This window comes from Pantoea sp. X-Soil-YNGN-844 (genome assembly GCF_059730595.1).
Genome location: NZ_AP036007.1, coordinates 3,668,199 through 3,681,686 on the forward strand (window position 1 = coordinate 3,668,199; position 13,488 = coordinate 3,681,686).

Genomic DNA, 13,488 nt, shown 5'->3' on the forward strand with positions numbered 1-13,488 from the left:
CGCTGTTTTTTATCTGCTCAGCCATTACGGCATCGCGACAAAGCCTACCGCTTCGTAAACCTTCTTCAGCGTTTCCTGCGCCTGTGCGCGTGCTTTCGCCGCGCCATCACGCATCACCTGCTCCAGCAGCGCTTCATCGTTGCGGAAGCTGTGATAACGCTCCTGCAGCTCAGAGAGCATGCCCGACACGGCATCGGCTACTGCACCTTTCAGGTGGCCATACATCTTGCCTTCGAACTCCTGCTCCAGCTCAGCGATGGTTTTACCGGTCACGCCCGACAGAATATCCAACAGGTTAGAGACGCCCGCTTTCTCTTTGATGTCGTAGCGCACCACTGGCGGCTCTTCAGAATCGGTAACGGCGCGTTTGATTTTCTTCACGACCGCTTTCGGATCTTCCAGCAGGCCGATCACGTTGTTGCGATTGTCATCAGACTTGGACATCTTTTTGGTCGGTTCCAGCAGCGACATCACGCGCGCGCCAGACTTCGGAATGAACGGCTCTGGTACCCGGAAAATATCGCCATAGATCGCATTGAAGCGATGCGCGATATCGCGGCTCAGCTCCAGATGCTGCTTCTGATCTTCACCGACCGGCACCTGATTGGTCTGATAGAGCAGAATGTCTGCCGCCATCAGCACCGGGTAGTCGAACAGTCCGGCGTTGATGTTCTCTTCGTAACGTGCTGATTTGTCCTTGAACTGCGTCATACGGCTCAGTTCACCGAAATAGGCGTAGCAGTTCAGGATCCAGCTCAGCTGCGTGTGCTCTGGCACATGCGACTGAACAAAGATGGTGCTTTTTTGCGGGTCGATACCACAGGCCAGATAGAGCGCCAGCGTGTCCAGCGTCGCTTTACGCAGTGCAGCAGGATCCTGACGCACGGTGATCGCGTGCAGATCAACAATGCAGTAAATGCAGTGGAAATCATCCTGCATCTGCACCCACTGACGCAGCGCTCCCATATAGTTGCCAATGGTCAGTTCGCCGGACGGCTGTGCGCCGCTGAAAACGATGGGTTTCATACTTAAGTCCTGATATTTACAGCCCCAGTGTGGGCAAAAGTTCGTCGAAAGAGTCGAGGGTTAAATCGGGCTGGCTGGTGGCAATCGGCTCGCCATAGTTATAGCCATAGGTCATGGCCACATTGGGCACGCCCGCCGCCTGCGCCGCCTGGATATCATTGCGAGAGTCGCCAACAAACAGCAACTCGTTCGGCAGTACGCCGAAGGTGCCCAGGACCAAAAAGATCGCTGCAGGGTGCGGTTTTTTAACCGGCACATCGTCGCCACCGATAATCAGCGAAAATGCATCGGCAATGCCAAGCGATTCAAGCAGCGGTGCCACAAACGGCGTCGGCTTGTTGGTCACAATCGCCATCGGCAGCCCGGAAGCTTTTAAGGCATCCAGCGTCTGCTTCACCTGTGGGAACAGCGTGCTGCCCGCATCCACGGTGTCGGCGTAGTGGCGGTCAAACAGCGCGCGTGCATCACGCTGCTCTTCCGGCTGGGGCTCACGGCCCAGCGCAAAGGTCAGCGCACGGGCCATCATGATATCGGCACCGTTGCCAATCCAGGTTGAGACACGCTCAAGGCCCGCCTGCGGCAGGCGGAGATCGTTCAGCGTGCGGTCGATCGCATCGGCAAGGCCTGGCGCGCTATCCACCAGCGTGCCATCGAGATCAAACGCCAGCGCACGAATATCAGTGAAATGAGCCATTGGCTTTCTCCAGTTCGTTGCGCATGTCGTCGATCACTTTTTTATAATCAGGATGACCGAAGATGGCAGAACCCGCGACAAACATATCTGCACCGGCAGCCGCAATCTCGCGGATATTGTCGATCTTCACGCCGCCATCCACTTCAAGACGAATGTTGTAGCCGCTCTGATCGATACGTCTGCGTGCTTCACGCAGTTTATCCAGGGTGCCGGGAATAAATGACTGACCGCCAAAACCAGGGTTCACGGACATCAGCAGAATGATATCCAGCTTATCCATGACGTAATCGAGGTAGCTCAGCGGGGTCGCCGGATTAAACACCATACCCGCTTTACAGCCGTGCTCTTTGATCACTTGCAGGGTGCGGTCAACGTGCTCGCTGGCTTCGGGATGAAAGGTAATATAGGTGGCACCGGCTTTGGCAAACTCCGGGATCAGCGCATCGACCGGTTTTACCATCAGATGCACATCGATGGGGGCAGTGATGCCATAGTCGCGCAGTGCTTTCAGCACCATCGGACCCATGGTCAGATTAGGGACGTAGTGGTTGTCCATTACGTCGAAGTGAACCACGTCACCTCCGGCCGCCAGCGCTTTGGCTGTGTCTTCGCCCAGGCGGGCAAAATCCGCCGACAGGATTGAAGGGGCCAGCAAATATTGTTTCATCCGATTCTCCCACTGTTGTGCGCCAGCACTCAGGCTGGCGTAATGCGTTGGTCGCGGACGAAACAGACTAGCGATAAAGTGCCAGCAGTTCGTCGACCTTGGTGCGACCGGCTATGCTCCGGCTGATAGAACGCCGGGCTTTGACCACATGTAACACTGCATCCTGATACCATAAACGCGTCAGTGCAGTGTCGTGGTTAGAAATCAGTACCGGAATCCGGTGCTCCGACGCAGCCAGCTGTGCCGCTAACGCCGCCAGATTCTCCTGCTCACGCAGGCTGAAGCTGTTGGTGTGATAAGCCGTAAAATTGGCCGTGGCTGACAGCGGCGCATAAGGCGGATCGCAATAGACCACCGAGCCTTTACCGGCACTGGTCAGGGTAACATCGTACGATTCACAGACAAACGTCGCTTTTTGCGCACGCTCGGCAAACCACAACAATTCGGCTTCCGGAAAGTAGGGTTTGCGATAGCGGCCAAACGGCACGTTGAACTCACCACGCAGGTTATAGCGGCAGAGGCCGTTGTAACAGTGACGGTTCAGATAGAGGAACAGCAGCGCGCGCTGGTAGGCGTCGGTGCTGCTATTAAATTCGGTGCGCCGCTGGTAATAACAGATTTCGTTGTTACCTTCCGGCGTAAAAAGCAGCTGCGCGTCACGGATGAAATCCGCCGTGCGCGTTTTGACAATGTTGTAGAGATTAATCAGGTCACTGTTGATATCAGCCAGATGGTAGCGATCAAATTCCGTGTTCAGAAACACCGAACCCGCGCCAACAAATGGCTCAACCAGACAGTCGCCTTGCGGCAGATGACGATGGATCTCTTCTACTAAGGGAAATTTTCCCCCTGCCCATTTCAGGAAAGCGCGATTTTTTTTCATGCTGTCGTGGTTATTACATCTTATTGTGAGGCTGTGGCTGGACCGACAGCAGATCTGCGCTTAAAACGGGGCCAGAGCCTGGCCCCACATCCGCTATTGGCTGGCTTCTTTCTTCACCTGGCTGACTGGTTTTACCCACGGGTTCTTCGCACGCACGTCTGCAGGCAGCGATGCCACAGCGCGTTTGGCATCGGCCGGTGTGGCATAGGAGCCACTCACCAGCACGTACCACGACTGACCGTTACGGGTGGTTTTGTAGACGTGATATCCACTCAGATTTTGTTGCTTAGCCCAGGCATTCAGGCTTTCCGGCTTCGATGCACCGCTCAGCTGCAGAGTGTAGCTGCCACCTGGCAGTGATTTGCTGGCTGAACTGCTGCCCGCGGCCGTGGTAGCTGGCGCAGAACTCACTGGCGTACGCGCTGGCGTGGTGTGCGTTTTGCTGTCACGGGTTACTGGCTTCGATGCTGTTTTATGCGATGAATCGTGCGCCGGACGAGCAGCCGTATTTGTTTTGTTCGGTGTCTGACGGACTGAAGGTGCCGTGACAGGATTGGCAGCCGTTCCGGCATTGCCGCTGACCGTTGCTGGCGCCGTTGGCAGTGAACTGCCGCCCTGCGTGCCCATCGCGGCACTGTCAACCTGCTGCTGCTGATTAGTCAGCGCGCTGTTCAGATCACCCGGCAGCGTGACACGCTGCTGGTTCGCGGGCGCATCAACCGGTGCGGCCTGGGTAGGCGTTGAAGCCACAGGCGGCATCGAGATGTCGCGCTGCGGATTAGAGGCAGCATCACCGCTGGTCGCCGCGTTATTTTCGCTGGTGGCGGGGGTAGTCTGCGCATCTGACGGAGGCGTCTGACCGCCGGACATGGAAGAGGAGCCCCCCAGGTCAATGTTCTTCTCGCTGCCGGAACCGCCATTGGTGGCAGGGGTTGTGCCCGCCGTGGCCGGTTTTTTCTCATCCGGGCCATTCAGCGCCGAACCAATCCCCAGTACCAGTAACAGCAGAACCAGGATCCCGACGCCCATCATGATACGCTGGCGCGAAACCGGTGTTTTGGCCGCAGTAGAGGACTTACGAGGGCGCGAGGGACGGCGGTCGCTGGCGTCAGGCTTTAACTCGTCTTCCGGTTTAAACTCATCCATTTTGGCTCCTCCGTAAAGCGGCATTCCGCACTGCGCACCCTGCGCGCCGCGTCACCACTCAACTGCTTAATCTCAGGGTTGCTGACAATCGTTAATTGCAGTCAGCACCATATCATGTGCCACGCCACCACGCACTTCAGAGCGGCCAATCGACAGCGGGAGTATCAGCCGCAGTTCGCCCGCCAGAACTTTTTTATCGCGCATCATGTGCGGCAGATACATCTCTGCACTCATTGCCTGCGGCCCATGCACCGGTAAACCGGCACGACGGAACAGGGCAATAATGCGGTCGGTCTCTTCCGCCCGGAACTGTCCCAGACGTTCAGCCGTGCGTGCGGCCATTACCATGCCCGCCGCAATCGCTTCACCGTGCAGCCAGTTGCCGTAGCCCATGTGTGCTTCAATCGCATGACCAAAAGTATGGCCCAGATTAAGCAACGCCCGCTGACCGTTTTCACGCTCATCGGCCGCCACGACGTCAGCCTTCAGTTCACAACAGCGACGAATGCAGTACGCCAGCGCCTGTTCATCCAGCGCTAGCAGAGCATCGAGATTCTGCTCCAGCCACTGGAAAAACGCACCGTCGAGGATAATGCCGTACTTAATGACTTCCGCTAAGCCAGACGCCAGCTCACGCGCAGGCAGCGTCTTCAGACAGGCCGTATCAATCACCACTGACGCGGGTTGATAAAACGCGCCGATCATGTTTTTGCCCAGCGGATGGTTAACGGCCGTTTTGCCGCCAACTGAAGAATCAACCTGCGACAGTAAGGTGGTCGGTACCTGGATAAAGCGTACGCCACGCTGATAACTGGCCGCAGCAAAACCGGTAAGATCGCCAATGACGCCGCCGCCTAAGGCAACAAGCGTCGTATCACGACCATGCGGCTTTTGCAGGAGCGCGGTAAAGACCTGATCCATCACGGCCAGCGTCTTATATTGCTCGCCGTCGGGTAAGATCACCTGATCCACTTTTACACCTGCCGCTGTCAGCCGCGCTGTCAGCTGGTCAAGATAGAGCGGAGCCAGCGTCTGGTTTGTCACCACCATGGCGTTTTCGCCCGCGGTCAGCGGCCAAAAAGAAGCCGGATCGTTAAACAGTCCGGCGGCGATAGTGATGGGGTAACTGCGTTCCCCCAGTGAGACGGTGATCTTCTCCATGATGCCCGATACCTGTTAAAAAGCCTTCGAACGTTGGATCAACTTTTTTCCAACATGTGGATAATCTGATTCGCCACCACTTTTGCACTCTGATCATCTGTGCGAATGGTAACATCGGCGATCTCTTCGTAGAGCGGGTTGCGTTCGCCAGCCAGCGCTTCAAGCACTTCGCGCGGCGGTGAATCCACCTGCAGCAACGGACGTTTTTTGTCACGCTGGGTGCGCGCCAGTTGCTTCTCGATGGTGGTTTCAAGATAAACCACAACACCGCGGGCGGAGAGACGATTACGCGTTTCCCGGGATTTGACGGAACCACCGCCTGTCGCCAGGACGATGCCTTGCTTCTCGGTCAGTTCGTTAATGATTTTTTCTTCGCGATCGCGAAAGCCAGCTTCGCCTTCGACATCAAAAACCCAGCCCACATCCGCTCCGGTGCGTCGCTCAATTTCCTGATCGGAATCGAAGAACTCCATGTTGAGTTGCTGAGCCAACTGACGGCCAATAGTGCTTTTGCCGGCACCCATCGGCCCAACCAGAAAGATATTGCGTTTCTCTGCCATTTTGTCGGTATTACTAAGAATTCGTTAATGATACCCCGCGTTCAGCATTTGCTGGCGGGACAGGAACTGAGACCTCATGAGCGTTAGCAAGAGTCAGATGAAAAATTATCTCAACACTCAAGGCTGTTTGGCAACCGATTATATTGCCTTCAGCACATCCATTTCTGAATTGGCCTGTGTTCGCGAAACTGTAACGCGCCAGCGCTGCGTCTTTACAACGCTGCTTACAGAGGAGTTTTCTGATCTGTTTGCCGGGATTTACCCTGCATAGACGGTTACACCGTATTGAAAATCGCTAAACCTTGTAAGCTAATTCCTCTCCTGCGTCAACGCAGATGGCCTTAAGGGACGCATTTTCCGTTTTATCCAGCCGTAAGCGCTGCTTCCCTGACCAATCGCGGCGTTATGAAGATCACCAGCTCTCTTTTTTTGCGCTGCTCCGATTGCTGACGAAACAACCCGCCAATCAGCGGCACATTTCCCAGCAGTGGCACTTTATTCTCTCCGTGACTGCGCTGCTGCTGAAAGATACCCCCTAACGCCAGTGTTTGCCCGTCACTGACCGTGACCTGCGTCTCAATTTCCTGTTTATCAATGGATAATATGTCGCTGTCGCCGGTTCTGATGCTGCGACCCGGCATGTTCTGACTGATATGGATCTTCAACTGGATGCGGCCATTCCCGGAAATCGTCGGTGTTACCTCCATGCCCAGCACCGCTTCTTTAAACTCAATACTGGTGGCACCGCTGTTTCCCGCCGACACTTCATAAGGTATCTCCGTGCCCTGCTTAATCGACGCGGTCTGCTGATGTGAGGTAAAAAGGCGCGGACTGGCGATGATTTCAATCTGGTTCTCCTGCTCCAGCGCACTTAATTCCAGATCCAGCAGCTGACCGCCGATGCGCGCCAGCGCCATACCCACGCTGATGCCGGGTGAACTCACCGCCAGCGGAATATCCAGCCGGGGATGATGCAGGATGTCAGTCACGGCGGCGTCACCGGCCTGCAATCCCCACTTCACGCCCAGCTCCTGCAGATGCTCTTCGCTGATGGTGACGATATGCGCCGATAGCTCGATCTGCTCCAGTGGCAGGTCCAGCGCCCGTATCCAGCGTTCCGTCTCTTTCAACGCCGCTGCGGTATCGCGCAGTAACAGGGCGTTAGTGCGTTTGTCGACCGTCACGCTGCCGCGCGGTGTCATCAGCGACTGCCGTTCAGTCAGCAGGCTGGCATGCACCTCGCTGGCGCTGGCATAGCGCAATATTACAGCGCGCTGCTGCAAAGGCGTCTGCTGCAACTTTTCCTGCTGCTCCGCTTCCCGTGCCTGCTGCTGAGCCTGCTGCCAGCTCTCCGGATAGACCAGCAGCACATTATCCTGTTCTATCAGCGTCAGCTTTGCCATGCGCGCTACCAGGTCCAGCGCCTGATGCCACGGCAGGTTATCGAGCCGCAGCGATAAGGCCCCTTCCACCTCTGGCGCAATCATCAGGTTGATCTGCTGATAGTCAGCCAGCGCCTGTAAAATGCGCGCTACCGGCGCATTATCAAATGTCAGGCTGAGAGGCTCCTCATCAGCGGCGTAAACTGGCAGCAGGCAGCTTATGAGCAGCAGCAGAGTAGCTATCCTTTTCATACGAGCGTCCTTTTAAGTAAAACGAAGTCTGTTGTGCAGTGCAGCTATTCGGTACCGCTAAGGAGAGATTGCGGTGGGTCATCTCAGCGAGTTGCCAGGGCGACAGGGGAAATGGCTTGCCTGTGCGGACTGCGACGCTCTCTCCCTGCGGGTTCACCAGCCAGGCATGAAAATGCATCTCACGGCCAATGATCCCCTGCAGACGCCAGCCGGTAAGCGGCTCCACGAGCGCCTCACAAATCGAACCGGCAACAGGCCGGAACGGATCACGTGCCAGCACACCGCCACAGCACAGCAGTAAAATCAGCAGGCTATGGCGCATCGTCGGGCTCCAGCCAGAGTTGAGCCACCAGATACTGCGGCTGTGCCAGCAGCTGGAAATGCACCGGAAACGCCAGGGAAGCATCGGCAAGCTCGGCAAAAAGTGACTGAAACGCCGGCCACTGCAGATGCAGGGTCAGCGTGCGTGAAGGAGAATCCGGCTGCCACTCTTCCAGCTGATGACGATGTGCCGCCAGCATCGCTTCCACTGCCCGGGCTGATGCGCCCGGTGCAGATCTGGCGGTCTGCATCGACTGCAGCTGCGCCTGCAACTGCGCTATATCCGGGTTCTGACCCCACTTCTGCCGCCGCTGTTCCAGGCTACGGTTCAACTGCAACAGTTTCTGCTGTTCAGCGATCAGCGCCTGCTGCTGTGGCCGCAACCAGAAAACCCATGAGATCAGTAACAGGCCGGCTGAGAGGGCGGCGAGCATGCTGTAACGCGGAAGTGCAGCCATCTGCCACCAGCGATCCCACCACTCATTCATCAGTCACCTCCTGCACCTCTGCCCGCAGTGAAAAGCGATAATGACTATCAGCCTGACGCTTAACGCTGCCCTGCCTCACCTGACCAAACAGTGCGACGGTGGTTAACTGCTCACGGAACTGCCGGACCGCCGCCATATCCTGCGCCAGCCCCTCCAGCGTGAGACGATTGTCGCGCTTCTCCAGCCGGGTCAGCCAGGCGGTGTCAGGCAGTAACGCGGGTAAATCGAGCCAGAACTGATGCCATGCGGTCAGTTGCAATGCCTTCTGGCGCTGCTTCGCCTGCTGTTTTTGCACTACCGTGCGCTGTGCCAGTAACGTCTTTTGCTGCGCCAGCTGCGCGTCCAGGTTTTCCAGCGCCTGCTGCTGTACCCTGCCCGTCTGCGCCACCTGCTCACGCGCCTGACAGATGCGCCAGCTTTGCTGCATGACTCCCACCAGAACAGCACTCAGCATCAGTAACAGCACGACAAGGCTCTGCCGCCGCTGCTGTTGCTGACGACGCTGTCGCCACGGCAGCAGATTCACTGCGACCATCATTGATCTCCGTCGCGCAGTGCCAGCCCGGCCGCCAGCGCAAAGGCACCCGGATTTTCCGGAAACGGCGGCTGTTTATAATGGAACAGATCAAAAGTGGAAAACGCGCGGGCGTCAGCGGGCAGTGCAGAATTATCGGCTGAGCACCAGGCGACAGAACGGGCGTCGGGGAAGGCCTGCTGCTGCAGCGCCGCAAGCGTGGTAGCTTCGCCGTTGTCAGCCGCGGTATGCACATCGCTCCAGAGCCAGCGGTTATCCTGCTGCAGCACCAGTACCGCACCCTCCTGCAGCGCGGCCTGTCGGGCCAGCCGCCTGAGCGCTTCGGTAGTCAGCTCGAACACCTGCGGCTTTAATCCCGCCTGCAGCAGTGGCGCTGCCCACTGGTCTATAATCTCCAGCCGGGCCGCCGTGACGCAGAGCTGGCCGCTCTGTGCATCCGTGCGGTAATCCAGTGCCAGCGCAGCAGGCTCCAGCGGAAAGAGACGGCGCGCGGCCGCCTGCACGTAGTGCCCCAGCGCAGGCTCATTGAGCGACTGTGCGGGCAGGGGAAGCTGGCGCTGCAGTACCAACCGGGCAGGCAGCGCGACCCGCAGCGAGTAACGACGCGGCAACCGCTGACGCCAGGCCGTTAAGGCTGCCAGTAATTCAGGCGAAGATTGCAGCACGCCGTTTCTTAACGTATCTTGCGGCAGCCGCTGCTGCCACCAGTGGCGTAGCTGCCAGCCATCACGACGAGGCTGGAGGGCCAGGGCACAAATCTGCCTATTCTGAATATCCAGCCCAATTTGCCAGGTATGAAAAGCCATGCGCGCGATCTCCTTATCGTCCGGGAAAGATGGACATATCAAAGCGTCTGGCTTGCCTTTATACTACCGCGCGGTTGTTTATAAACTGCTCAAACGACAAGAGATGGGAAATTCCAGGTGAAGTTCGTAAAGTATTTATTGATCCTTGCAGTGTGTTGCATCCTGTTGGGAGCTGGCTCGATTTATGGTTTATACAAATACATAGAGCCACAGCTGCCCGACGTAAACACGCTGAAAGATGTGCGTCTGCAAACCCCGATGCAGGTTTACAGCGCCGATGGCGATTTAATCGCCCAGTATGGCGAAATGCGCCGTATCCCTTTGACTCTGCAGCAAGTGCCACCTGTGATGGTGAAAGCGTTTATTGCGACCGAAGACAGCCGTTTCTATGAGCACCATGGTGTTGACCCGGTGGGTATTTTCCGTGCGGCCAGCATTGCGCTGGTTTCCGGTCACGCCTCACAGGGTGCCAGTACCATCACTCAGCAGCTAGCCCGTAACTTCTTCCTGAGCCCGGAACGCACTCTGATGCGTAAAATAAAGGAAGCGTTCCTGGCGATCCGCATTGAGCAGTTGCTGAACAAAGATGAAATTCTTGAGCTCTACCTGAATAAGATCTACCTCGGCTACCGTGCTTATGGCGTCGGCGCAGCTTCGCAGGTCTATTTTGGTAAGCCGGTTGACCAACTGTCGCTGAGTGAGATGGCGATGATTGCCGGTCTGCCAAAAGCGCCGTCCACCTTTAACCCGCTTTATTCACCGAGCCGCGCCCTGTCACGCCGCAACGTGGTACTGGCGCGTATGCTGGATCAGCATTACATCACGCAGCAGCAGTATGACGAGGCACGTAATACGCCGCTGGTAGCGAAGTATCACGGTCCGGAAATCGCCTTCTCTGCCCCCTATCTCAGCGAGATGGTGCGTCAGGAGATGGTGAAACGCTACGGCGACAATGCCTATACCGACGGTTACAAGGTTTACACCACTGTCACCCGCCGTCTGCAGGAAGCCGCTCAGACCTCGGTGCGCAATAACGTCATGGCTTACGATATGCGTCATGGCTATCGCGGCCCGACCAGCGTGCTGTGGAAAGTGGGTGAACCTGCCTGGGATCAGACGAAGATTGAGAAGGCGCTGAAGCCGCTGCCGGTCTATGGACCGTTGCATCCGGCCGTGGTCACAGAAGCACGCAGCGATGAAGCGACCGTGATGCTGAAAGATGGCAGCAATGTGTCGCTGGCACTGGCGGGTGTGCGCTGGGCACGTCCTTATAAGTCTGACACCGTGCAGGGCCCGACGCCGAAAAGCGTGACGCAGGTCCTGCAGGCAGGCCAGCAGATCTGGGTGCGTAAAGTGGGTGACGACTGGTGGCTGGGCCAGGTGCCGGATGTGAACTCTGCGCTGGTCTCGCTGGATCCCAATGATGGTGCGGTGCGCGCGCTGGTCGGCGGTTTCGCCTTTAACCAGAGCATGTTTAACCGTGCGACCCAGGCGCTGCGCCAGGTCGGTTCTAACATCAAGCCTTTCCTCTATACCGCCGCCATGGATCGCGGGCTGACGCTCGCTTCCATCCTGAACGATGTGCCGATTTCCCGCTGGGATGCGGGTGCCGGTGCGGACTGGCGTCCGAAAAACTCACCGCCGACGTATGATGGTCCGATTCGTCTGCGTCAGGGGCTTGGCCAGTCGAAAAACGTCGTCATGGTACGTGCGATGCGTGCGATGGGCGTGGACTATGCCGCAGAGTATCTGCAGCGCTTTGGTTTCCCGGCTCAGAACATTGTGCACACCGAGTCGCTGGCATTGGGTGCGGCCTCATTCACACCGTTACAGGTGGTACGTGGCTACTCCGTGATGGCGAATGGCGGCTTCCTGGTCGATCCTTACTTCATTACCAAAATTGAGAACGAACAGGGCGGCACCGTATTTGAAGAGAAACCGAAGATCGCCTGTCCACAGTGCAATCTGCCGGTCATCTACGGTGAGACCAAAAAAGCGCTGGCGTTGAATGAAGAGAGCGTCGAGAACGTTGCTGCCTCAAATAACAACCAGAATCAGGCGGTTCCTCAGCCTGAACTGGAGCAGGTTCCGGCGCAGGCACAGCAGGGTGAGCAGCAATATGCGCCGCACGTGATCAATACCCCACTCACCTTCCTGATTAAGAGCGCGCTGAACAGTAATATCTTTGGCGAACCGGGCTGGATGGGAACCGGCTGGCGTGCCGGGCGTGACCTCAAGCGTAATGATATCGGCGGCAAAACCGGTACCACCAACAGCTCGAAAGACGCCTGGTTCTCAGGTTACGGCCCTGGCGTGGTGACGTCAGTCTGGATCGGTTTTGATGATGCGCGCCGCAATCTGGGCCGCAGCACGCTCTCCGGTGCCATTCCCGATCAGATTTCGGGCTATGAAGGCGGTGCGAAGAGTGCACAACCGGCATGGGATGAGTACATGAAGAGCGCGCTGGACGGTGTGCCGGTACAGCCGTTAACCCCGCCGGATGGCGTGGTCACAGTGACTATCGACCGCAGCACCGGCAAGCTGGCCAATGGCGGTGGCAACACCCGTCAGGAGTACTTCATCAATGGCACCCAGCCAACCGAATATTCGGTGCATGATGTGGGTACGACGATTATGGATAACGGCGAGAGTCACGAGCTGTTCTGATGTGATATCCATCAATTGAAATGTCTGAGGCTGGTCACTGTAAGGTGACCAGCCTTTTTTATCGGCCCGTTTATCCTGACGAAACAGGTGATGCTTTTCGTACCTGCGCGGCTCAGTCAGTCGGGGCGGAAAAAAGAAAGGTAAAAACCGAAGAGAGCATCATCTGTTGCTGAGAAAAATGCCGATCACTCTGAGCGATCGGCATTAATTGAGTCTGACAATATAAAGCAATGTGTATTAAGCGATTCGGTAAGTGAACCGAAAAAAATAATATAGTTATTATATCGCTATGATTAGCTTAGTCTTCCCTGGTGCCAGCAAATATAATTATTGGTATATCAAATAAACAACGGTTGCCAGCGTACTGTTAATTACGATCAATAACAGGAGGGATATTAACTCTTGCGCATCGCTTATCATCATGATAAGAATGGAAAGCCCGAAACCCTCTAATTTGATTTAATCACCTAAGGATATTTTTGTATATGGAAATTAAAGTGGGCCATACGCAAGACCCCAAAACCGAAGAATATATTATTCAGCAACTCTGGCAGCATAATGGACGCTTTGCTGACATCAACATGAAAACGCTGAATGTTATCCTGTATGACGATCAGCAAAATATCCAGGGTGGCCTGTTAGCTCATACCTGGTGCGGCACGCTGGATATTCATTACCTCTGGATAGATGATGCCTGGCGCCTGCATGGCACCGGACGTCAGCTGATGCAGAGGGCAGAAGAGGAAGCGCGCAATCGAGGCTGCCATATGTCCGTCGTTGACACGTTAAGTTTTCAGGCGCGTGGTTTCTACGAAAAGCTGGGTTATCGTGTTTATGGCGAACAGGATGGCTATGCGCAGCGCTACGCACGTTATTATCTGGCAAAAAGATTATAATCTG

Annotated in this window: 15 protein-coding genes; 3 read left to right on the plus strand and 12 right to left on the minus strand. The window is 56.3% G+C overall.

Annotated elements, in window-relative coordinates:
* Positions 1–24 precede the first annotated feature (24 nt).
* The 7 genes from trpS to aroK form a co-directional block, all read right to left on the minus strand.
* On the minus strand, positions 25–1,026 hold the full coding sequence (gene trpS, locus AC6I8C_RS17105; protein WP_013359276.1) for a tryptophan--tRNA ligase: 1,002 nt from the start codon (positions 1,024–1,026) through the stop codon (positions 25–27).
* A gap of 16 nt (positions 1,027–1,042) precedes the next feature.
* Positions 1,043–1,720, minus strand: coding sequence for a phosphoglycolate phosphatase (locus tag AC6I8C_RS17110; RefSeq protein WP_497823112.1), 678 nt, complete (start codon positions 1,718–1,720; stop codon positions 1,043–1,045).
* Positions 1,704–2,387 carry a ribulose-phosphate 3-epimerase gene (gene rpe / locus AC6I8C_RS17115; RefSeq protein WP_497823113.1) on the minus strand — a complete coding sequence of 228 codons (684 nt, stop codon included), beginning with the start codon at positions 2,385–2,387 and terminating at the stop codon, positions 1,704–1,706. The genes AC6I8C_RS17110 and rpe overlap by 17 nt, the downstream gene beginning before the upstream one ends.
* A gap of 67 nt (positions 2,388–2,454) precedes the next feature.
* On the minus strand, positions 2,455–3,270 hold the full coding sequence (gene dam / locus AC6I8C_RS17120; RefSeq protein WP_161733667.1) for an adenine-specific DNA-methyltransferase: 816 nt from the start codon (positions 3,268–3,270) through the stop codon (positions 2,455–2,457).
* A 93-nt stretch (positions 3,271–3,363) separates the two neighbouring features.
* On the minus strand, positions 3,364–4,416 hold the full coding sequence (locus AC6I8C_RS17125) for an SPOR domain-containing protein (RefSeq protein WP_497823114.1): 1,053 nt from the start codon (positions 4,414–4,416) through the stop codon (positions 3,364–3,366).
* 72 nt (positions 4,417–4,488) lie between these two features.
* Positions 4,489–5,577, minus strand: a complete 1,089-nt coding sequence (gene aroB / locus AC6I8C_RS17130; RefSeq protein WP_497823115.1) for a 3-dehydroquinate synthase — start codon at positions 5,575–5,577, stop codon at positions 4,489–4,491.
* Between the two features lie 38 nt (positions 5,578–5,615).
* Positions 5,616–6,137 (minus strand): shikimate kinase AroK, encoded by a 522-nt coding sequence (gene aroK, locus AC6I8C_RS17135; protein ID WP_003852989.1) that lies wholly within the window; start codon positions 6,135–6,137, stop codon positions 5,616–5,618.
* 97 nt (positions 6,138–6,234) lie between these two features.
* Between aroK and AC6I8C_RS17140 the strand changes: the two genes are divergently transcribed.
* Entirely contained in the window at positions 6,235–6,408 is a 174-nt protein-coding gene (locus AC6I8C_RS17140) for a hypothetical protein (RefSeq protein WP_223811662.1), read from the plus strand.
* Between the two features lie 91 nt (positions 6,409–6,499).
* Here the strand turns inward: AC6I8C_RS17140 and hofQ are convergent, their stop codons facing one another.
* From hofQ to pilM, 5 genes are read right to left on the minus strand one after another with little or no spacing between them, the layout of a single operon-like run.
* Complete coding sequence (gene hofQ, locus AC6I8C_RS17145; protein ID WP_497823116.1) at positions 6,500–7,771, minus strand: DNA uptake porin HofQ; 1,272 nt, start codon at positions 7,769–7,771, stop codon at positions 6,500–6,502.
* Positions 7,710–8,093 (minus strand): HofP DNA utilization family protein, encoded by a 384-nt coding sequence (locus AC6I8C_RS17150; protein WP_497823117.1) that lies wholly within the window; start codon positions 8,091–8,093, stop codon positions 7,710–7,712. Before AC6I8C_RS17150 ends, hofQ begins: the two co-directional genes overlap by 62 nt.
* The gene (locus tag AC6I8C_RS17155; protein ID WP_497823118.1) at positions 8,083–8,580 is read right to left on the minus strand and encodes a HofO family protein; all 498 of its coding nucleotides are present in this window, start codon (positions 8,578–8,580) and stop codon (positions 8,083–8,085) included. The genes AC6I8C_RS17150 and AC6I8C_RS17155 overlap by 11 nt, the downstream gene beginning before the upstream one ends.
* A complete protein-coding gene (locus AC6I8C_RS17160) occupies positions 8,573–9,118 on the minus strand; it encodes a PilN domain-containing protein (protein WP_497823119.1) in 546 nt (181 codons plus the stop codon). Before AC6I8C_RS17160 ends, AC6I8C_RS17155 begins: the two co-directional genes overlap by 8 nt.
* On the minus strand, positions 9,115–9,921 hold the full coding sequence (gene pilM / locus AC6I8C_RS17165) for a type IV pilus biogenesis protein PilM (protein WP_497823120.1): 807 nt from the start codon (positions 9,919–9,921) through the stop codon (positions 9,115–9,117). The genes AC6I8C_RS17160 and pilM overlap by 4 nt, the downstream gene beginning before the upstream one ends.
* Before the next feature lie 117 nt (positions 9,922–10,038).
* Between pilM and mrcA the strand changes: the two genes are divergently transcribed.
* Together mrcA and AC6I8C_RS17175 are read left to right on the plus strand one after the other, a co-directional pair.
* Positions 10,039–12,588: a peptidoglycan glycosyltransferase/peptidoglycan DD-transpeptidase MrcA gene (mrcA, locus tag AC6I8C_RS17170; protein ID WP_278495493.1), complete on the plus strand. Its 2,550-nt coding sequence runs from the start codon at positions 10,039–10,041 to the stop codon at positions 12,586–12,588.
* 485 nt (positions 12,589–13,073) lie between these two features.
* On the plus strand, positions 13,074–13,484 hold the full coding sequence (locus AC6I8C_RS17175) for a GNAT family N-acetyltransferase (protein WP_497823121.1): 411 nt from the start codon (positions 13,074–13,076) through the stop codon (positions 13,482–13,484).
* Positions 13,485–13,488 lie beyond the last annotated feature (4 nt).